Source organism: Clostridium sp. AM42-4 (genome assembly GCF_003480105.1).
GTDB lineage: Bacteria > Bacillota > Clostridia > Lachnospirales > Lachnospiraceae > Brotaphodocola.
In genome coordinates this window covers 632-8,148 of sequence record NZ_QUIK01000035.1, presented here as the reverse complement: position 1 = coordinate 8,148, position 7,517 = coordinate 632, and the positions used below count along the sequence as shown (strand labels likewise).

The window sequence follows — 7,517 nt, the reverse complement described above, 5'->3', positions numbered from 1 at the left end:
TCTTCGCCGGGGCGATACCGTTCAATGATTTCATGCCGGACGGTATCGACAAGGGCGTTGAGGTTTTGAATCTGCATGGTGGCAATCCCATCCACATAAATCTCAATGTCCGCAAGAAACTTGATAAAGTCCTTATGGGTGGCAAGTTCGCAGAGCAGACGGTTGTTAATCCGACCGCTTTTCAGGAGAGCAACCATCTCATCATTCAAATGCAACTCCGTCAATGGCGTGTTGATCTGCTCCCTGTTCTCTGTCCGGCACAGCAGATAATCAACGGAAACCCCATAGAAGTCTGCCAGTGTGATAAGGTTGCCATGATTGATTTCTTTATAATCCTCTTTCTCATAACTTCCAAGAGCTGATTTGGAAATACCCGTCAACTCTGACAACTCTTCCAGATTTAAGCCTTTGTCCTTGCGGAGTTCCCAAAGGCGTTCCTGTATGCTTGTCGCTCCTTTCATGGGCGCACGCTCCTTTCCGGTGGTTTGATTGCTGCCGCTTATCTGGATTATATCACACTTTCCGCAATCGTGGAAATTTCTGATTTTTACCCCTAATTCCTACTTTGTGGACATACGGCACAGGGCACAAAAATGTTCTATGATACAGGTAGTTCATCGATGGATTATTCCAATCGAATGACCAGCCTGTGTGGGATATGCTTCCCCGGCGATGTAGTGCCATGACTTTTGGCAGGGATGTGGAGGAACCCTGACCGAAACGAGCGTACCAAAGGGAGCGATACGCCGCTGTGAGATTCAGGGGAGGAACGACATCGGGGAGAACTGGCGAACTGACACCGAAATGATACCGAAACACGACAATCTGATAGGGGGATAGTCTACCCTATCGCTGATACTTCGGGAGATTTTAGGCGGCTCTATGGCTGTAATTTTGCCGAAAATCGCCCCGAAACCATACACGAAAACGGGAGGAAGCGCAATATGCCGAGAATGAGCAAAAAGAGGAAGCATGAGCTTTCTTTTTACCTCAATGACCGGGGGCGTGTCACTTACAACGAATTATGCCGGAAATGCAAGCATGGGTGCAAGCAGAGCTTCCGGGCGGTTGTGGTTGACTGCCCCCGTTATTTATCCAAAAGAGCAAAGAAAAAGGAGGAACACACCGAATGAATTTTGAATTTATGACGATAGGCACACCGTTGCCGCCCTGTATGCCCTTTCCCAGAGCGTTGACAGGATTTCCAGTCAGCAGCACCGCAAAGGTCATGTACTGCCGGATGTTGGACGCTATGCTATCCAACGGACAGGAGGACGAGAACGGAATCCTGTTTATCTGCTTCCCTGTCACAGCCATTGCCGCAGTCCTGTCCCGCAGCCCCATGACGGTCAAGCGTTCTCTGAATGAACTGGAAACCGCCGGACTGATCATGCGAGTGCGTCAGGGCGTTGGAGAACCAAACAGGATTTATGTGCTGATACCGGGAAAGGAGGACGCTGCCCTTGCCTGATACCTCAAAGCTGGAAAAGCTCAACCGAGAGTTGGAAAAGAGTGAAAAGAAACTGCGGAAAGCCATCAATGATGAAAAGGCATTGCAGCACCAGCTAAAGCAGCTTACCCGAAAAGAACGGACACACCGGCTCTGTACTCGTGGCGGTATGCTGGAAAGTTTTCTGCAAGAGCCGGAACGCCTGACAGATGATGATGTCATGCTGTTGTTGACACTCATTTTTCACAGGCAGGACACGCAGGAACTATTGAAGAAACTGCTGGAACGTGAGAAGCCGGAAACCCCTTAGTTTACTAAGGGCGCAATTATACACCACCCAAAGGTTGGTGCATTGCGTTCTCCGAAGGCTCCTTGCCGGAGGGCTGTGATTTTTCGCAGTCATGGTCTGCTCCAAATCATACAGGGGACGCTACGCTTCCCCTGCGCTGGCTACCGCCAGCTACCCTTTTGTGGACTTGTCATCTGGGGACACCTTGCGTTGCAAGCTGTTCCCAGCCGACAAGTTTCATAAAATATGCTATCTTTTCGATAGGCAATAAAGTATAATAAAGTCAGCAATAAATCGGAATTTTACGGTCAGTAAGGAATGCGTAAAGTTATATGATTGTATTATAAGCGATTTGTTAAATTTTTATAACCACTTGTATTTGCCTGCGATTTATGGTATAATATTTTGAAATTTAGAAAGAGGTGGGAAGATGATTAACTTTTCTTGCAAATAAAATCAAAATATGCGGTAGTGCTATACTTTGGCATTATTGTGTCTATTGCAAGAAAGTTATATGTCTATCTTACTCAATATAGTGCTGTTGCCACTTTTGCTTAGTGGTGTTATTTTATGCTATGACGAGCTGCAAGGATAAACTTTCTTGTGGCTCTTATTTTGTTTTGGAGGTGCTTTATGAATAGTGCAGAACAGATAGTTACACATGATTCACTCCGTATAGTGTCGGTTCCTTTTGGTGAAATCTATACGTAGTAAACATTCACCGAACCGACTTTGTATCGTATGACATGCAAAGGAGGATAATATTTATGTCAATGATTAAAATTGAAAACCTTACGTTTTCATATCCGACAAGTTATGATAATGTTTTTGAAAATGTCAGTTTCCAGGTTGATACCGATTGGAAGCTTGGTTTTGTGGGCAGAAACGGACGAGGTAAAACAACCTTTCTGAATCTTCTGCTTGGGAAATATGAGTATAGTGGAAAAATCCTATCATCCGTACAGTTTGATTATTTTCCTTATCCCGTTTCAGATAAGAATCGTATTACAGAGGATATATTGCAGGAGATTTGCCCACTTGCGGAAGAATGGGAACTTATGCGAGAACTTTCTTATCTTGATGTTGATGTCGATGTGCTTTGGCGACCTTTTGAAACACTTTCCAACGGAGAGCAGACAAAGGTTTTGATTGCCGCTCTTTTTCTTAATGAAGGGCATTTCCTACTGATTGATGAACCTACCAACCATTTGGATGCCAAAGCGAGAAAAAGTGTGGCGGCATATCTGAAAAAGAAAAAGGGATTCATCTTAGTTTCTCACGATCGTCGCTTTCTTGACGATTGTGTTGACTATATTCTATCGATTAACCGAGCGAATATCGAAGTGCAAAGAGGAAACTTTTCATCATGGATGTCAAATTTTGAGCGACAGCAAGAATTTGAACTGGCTCAGAACGAACGTTTGCAAAAGGACATCAGACGATTACAGCAGTCGGCAAAACGCGCTGCAGTATGGTCTGAACGTGTAGAAGCTTCCAAAATTGGGGCAGCAGATAAAGGTTATGTCGGTCATAAAGCCGCCAAAATGATGAAGCGTTCAAAATCTATAGAAGCGAGACAACAACAGACAATCGAACAAAAATCAGCATTGCTGAAAAATATGGAAACCGCAGAAGCCCTCAAGATACAACCGCTTAATTACCATACAGATTTGCTTGCATCATTATCGAATGTAGTAGTTTATTATGATGGCATTTCAGTTTGTGAACCCGTTTCGTTTGAAATAAGACAGGGAGAACGCATTGTGCTTGATGGAAAGAACGGCAGTGGCAAAAGTAGCCTGTTAAAGTTGGTAGTCGGGCAGTCCATAGATTATACGGGTACAGTAACACTTGGCTCTGGGCTTGTAATTTCTTATGTGCCACAGGATACATCGTATTTATGTGGAACCCTTTCCGAGTTTGCAGAAGAAAACAACCTTGATGAAAGTTTGTTCAAGGCAATTCTTAGGAAAATGGACTTTGAGCGTGTACAGTTTGAAAAGGATATTAAAGACTTTTCTGGCGGGCAAAAGAAGAAAGTCCTAATTGCGAAAAGCCTTTGTGAAAAGGCACACTTGTATGTATGGGATGAACCGCTCAACTTTATTGATGTGTACTCACGTATGCAGATTGAACAACTCATAACGGAGTTTGCCCCGACCATGCTCCTGGTAGAACATGACAGTGTTTTTCGAGATACTGTGGCAAGTAAAATTGTGAATATCTAAATTGGTTCTTCCGCAATTTTACGTTTTTCGCTTTAATAAAAATGGAGAATGCTGATTTACACTGGCATTCCAGTATTGAAAAATTACAAAATACGGATAATTGCGTAAGAACCTCTAAATTAAAATAATTGTATGGGTTAATTCCAGCTTTACAGAGACTCAAATTCCAGTTTGTAGAATTAAGAAAATCGTAATTTGTGGAGGTAAAATATAGATGAATCAAGGTAGAATTATTGTAATCACAGGTGCGCCGGGGACAGGAAAAACTACAACGGCATCTGCTGTTGCAAAAGAATCAGATTTGGAAAAGTCTGTGCATATGCACACAGATGACTTTTATCATTATTTGAGTAAAGGGGCAATACCACCGCATTTGCCAGAATCAAATGAGCAAAATTTGATTGTCATTGAAGCGTTTTTAGAAGCTGCGAAGCGATATGCTCGTGGTGGATATGATGTAATTGTTGACGGTATTATCGGACCGTGGTTTTTAAAGCCGTGGCAAAGTCTTGTTCGGGAACATTATGAGGTGCATTATATTATTTTAAGGGCAAGTAAGGAAGAAACCTTGAAGCGAGCTGTTGAACGCTCAAAGTTAGACCGAAAGACAAATATCGAATTGGTAGAAACCATGTGGGAGCAATTTTGCAATCTGGGAATATATGAATCGAATGTTATAGATACGACCACTTATTCCATTCAAGAAACTGTTTCCGCAGTACAAGAAAAAATCGCAAGTAGGGCAGCGTTGTTGTCTTAGATTGTTTTGGTGCAATTCCAGTTTGTTAGCTTTACATCGGGTCAACTTGTCCCGAACTTTTACAACTAAATACCCGCCGCTCACACAGTGGCACACCGAGCAGGAAATCTGAAAAAGGTCTCCTGCTTTTTTTCTGCCCAAAATGAGGTGGTAAAACGCCACCCCATCCACCAATTAGCGAAAGGAGGGACACGAAATGCCTTGTCCACACAACGAAATCACGATTGTTCAGCGCAGCCAGCGGCAGTCTGCGGTTGCCGCCGCTGCTTACCAAAGCGGCGAAAAGCTGTTCTGTGAATACGACCAGCAAGTAAAGCACTACCCGGAAAAGCGTGGTATCGTCCACAATGAAATCCTGCTCCCGGCAAATGCTCCACAGGAATATGCAGACCGCAATACTTTATGGAATGCCGCCGAAGCGGTGGAAAAGCAATGGAACTCCCAGCTTGCAAGGCGGTGGGTGCTTACCATTCCCAGAGAGATACCGCCCGACCAGTACGCTGTCCTTGTACGGGAGTTTTGTGAACAGCAGTTTGTTTCCAAAGGCATGATTGCTGATTTTGCCATCCATGACCCCCATCCGCCGGGACACAATCCCCACGCCCATGTCCTGCTGACCATGCGGGCAATGGATGAACATGGAAAATGGCTTCCCAAGAGCCGCAAGGTTTATGACCTTGACGAGAATGGGGAACGGATAAAGCTGCCGTCCGGCAGGTGGAAAAGCCACAAGGAGGATACGGTGGACTGGAACGACCAGAAGTATTGTGAAATCTGGCGGCATGAATGGGAGGTTATCCAGAACCGCTATCTGGACGCCAATGACCGCCCGGAGCGTGTGGACTTGCGTTCCTATGCCAGACAGGGGCTTGATATAGTCCCCACTGTCCATGAGGGGACTGCTGTCCGGCAGATGGAAAAGCGAGGTATCCAGACGAATATCGGCAACCTGAACCGGGAAATCAGAGCCGCCAACCGCCTGATGAAGTCCATCCGGCAGCTTATCCAAAACCTCAAAGGCTGGATTACCGAGCTGGGAGAAAAACGGAAGGAGCTGCTTGCACAAAAGGCGGCGGAGGAAGCGACACTTCTTCCCAATCTGCTGATGAAGTATATGGAGATACGAAAGGAAGAACGGAAGGACTGGACAAGGGCTGGACAGAACCGGGGAACTTCACAGGACTTAAAGGCAGTCAGCGAAGCCCTGTCCTATCTCCGGCAAAAGGGGCTTTCCACTGTGGAGGACTTAGAAGCGTTTCTGGAATCTTCCGGGAAATCAGCCGCAGATTACCGCAATCAGATGAAGCCAAAGGAAGCCCGGAGCAAAGTGATTGACGGGATTCTTGCCAGCCGGACAGACTGCAAGGAATGTAAGGCTGTCTATGAGAAGTACCAGAAGATATTTTTTAAGAAAATAAAGGGGAAATTCAAACAGGAACACCCGGAGGTTGCCCGGTATGAGAAAGCCGCTGACTACCTTGCCAAGCACCCGGACGATAAGGATAAAACGAAAAATGAGTTGCAACAGGAGCAGGAAACGCTTCTCAGCGAAATCGCAGAGCTGAAAGTACCACTGACCGAGGTACAGGAGGATTTGAAGAAGCTGCGGGACATCCGCTACTGGGTACGGAAAGCCACACCCGGCACAGAGGAAAGCAAAGAGCCGCCCAAGAAGCAGCCCATCAAAGAAGTCTTGCAGGATAAGACTGACGAGAAAAAAGCACAAAGAACCGCCCCGGCACAGGAGAAACACAGACAACAGGATATGGAACTTTAACAGGCACTTGCCATTTTCAATTAGAGAATGTCAGGTGCTTTTCTTATTTTCAAGGAGGGATAGATTTGAATGTATTCGAAGCTGTGAAGCAGTCCGTCACAACAAGACAGGCTGCGGAGTATTATGGAATCCATGTAGGTCGGAACGGGATGGCTTGCTGCCCGTTCCATAACGATAAAACCCCAAGCATGAAGCTGGATCGGCGTTACCATTGCTTCGGCTGCGGTGCGGATGGGGATGTGATTGATTTTGCCGCCGCCCTGTATGGGCTGGGAAAGAAAGAAGCCGCCGTACAGCTGGCACAGGACTTCGGGCTTTCCTATGAGGACTGGAAACCGCCGGGAAAGGTAAAAAAGCCCAAGACCCGGCAGAAATCCCCGGAGGAACAGTTTCAGGAAGCAAAGAATCGCTGCTTCCGTATTCTTGCCGATTATCTCCATCTGCTGATGGCATGGAGAACGGACTACGCCCCGCACTCCCCGGAGGAAGCCTTTCATCCCCGGTTTGTGGAAGCCTTACAGAAGCAAGCCCAAGTGGAATATCTGCTGGATGTGCTGCTGTTCGGGGAAACAGAGGAAAAAGCGGATTTGATTACGGACTACGGAAAGGATGTGATACAGCTTGAACAGCGAATGGCAGAACTTGCAGCCGCAGACGCAGCAAGAACTAAAAAACACTATGAACGCCATGCAGCCGCCCCAGAGCGTTGAGGAAATCAAGGCGGGGCTGGAAACCACCGAGAAAGGCGGTGTCCGTCAGAGCATACGGAACTGCCTGACCGTATTCCAACGTGACCCTCTGCTTTCAGGGGCTATCGCATACAACATCCTGACTGACCGCAAGGACATCATAAAGCCCATCGGTTTTCACAGAGAAAGCACCGCCCTGAACGATACGGACATGAAGTATCTGCTTCTTTATCTGGAAGAAACCTACGGGCTTACCAATGAGAAAAAGATTGATAACGCCATCGGGATTGTGGCGAATGAAAACAAGTACCATCCCATCCGGGA

The 7,517-nt window shown here is 46.2% G+C and carries 8 protein-coding genes and 1 pseudogene; 8 read left to right on the top strand and 1 reads right to left on the bottom strand.

Annotation, left to right across the window (positions count from 1 at the left end; genetic code table 11):
- A partial coding sequence (locus tag DW922_RS18195) for a helix-turn-helix transcriptional regulator (RefSeq protein ID WP_243032291.1) occupies positions 1 to 461 on the bottom strand: 461 nt, incomplete at its 3' end.
- A gap of 483 nt (positions 462 to 944) precedes the next feature.
- On the opposite strand from DW922_RS18195, the gene DW922_RS16865 reads away from it, so the two are divergent.
- The 8 genes and pseudogenes from DW922_RS16865 to DW922_RS16830 form a co-directional block, all read left to right on the top strand.
- Complete coding sequence (locus DW922_RS16865) at positions 945 to 1,133, top strand: hypothetical protein (RefSeq protein ID WP_002584330.1); 189 nt, start codon at positions 945 to 947, stop codon at positions 1,131 to 1,133.
- Positions 1,130 to 1,471, top strand: a complete 342-nt coding sequence (locus DW922_RS16860) for a DeoR family transcriptional regulator (RefSeq protein WP_002584329.1) — start codon at positions 1,130 to 1,132, stop codon at positions 1,469 to 1,471. The genes DW922_RS16865 and DW922_RS16860 overlap by 4 nt, the downstream gene beginning before the upstream one ends.
- Positions 1,464 to 1,760 (top strand): DUF3847 domain-containing protein, encoded by a 297-nt coding sequence (locus tag DW922_RS16855; protein WP_002584328.1) that lies wholly within the window; start codon positions 1,464 to 1,466, stop codon positions 1,758 to 1,760. Before DW922_RS16860 ends, DW922_RS16855 begins: the two co-directional genes overlap by 8 nt.
- 746 nt (positions 1,761 to 2,506) lie before the next feature.
- A complete protein-coding gene (locus DW922_RS16850; RefSeq protein WP_002584327.1) occupies positions 2,507 to 3,967 on the top strand; it encodes an Lsa family ABC-F type ribosomal protection protein in 1,461 nt (486 codons plus the stop codon).
- 214 nt (positions 3,968 to 4,181) lie between these two features.
- Entirely contained in the window at positions 4,182 to 4,727 is a 546-nt protein-coding gene (locus DW922_RS16845) for an AAA family ATPase (protein ID WP_002584326.1), read from the top strand.
- 196 nt (positions 4,728 to 4,923) lie between these two features.
- The gene (gene mobQ, locus DW922_RS16840; protein ID WP_002584325.1) at positions 4,924 to 6,504 is read left to right on the top strand and encodes a MobQ family relaxase; all 1,581 of its coding nucleotides are present in this window, start codon (positions 4,924 to 4,926) and stop codon (positions 6,502 to 6,504) included.
- Positions 6,505 to 6,569: 65 nt separating this feature from the next.
- Entirely contained in the window at positions 6,570 to 7,214 is a 645-nt protein-coding gene (locus tag DW922_RS16835) for a CHC2 zinc finger domain-containing protein (RefSeq protein WP_002584324.1), read from the top strand.
- Positions 7,183 to 7,517: pseudogene (locus DW922_RS16830) on the top strand (virulence-associated protein E); the annotation flags it as partial. The gene DW922_RS16835 and the pseudogene DW922_RS16830, both read left to right, overlap by 32 nt.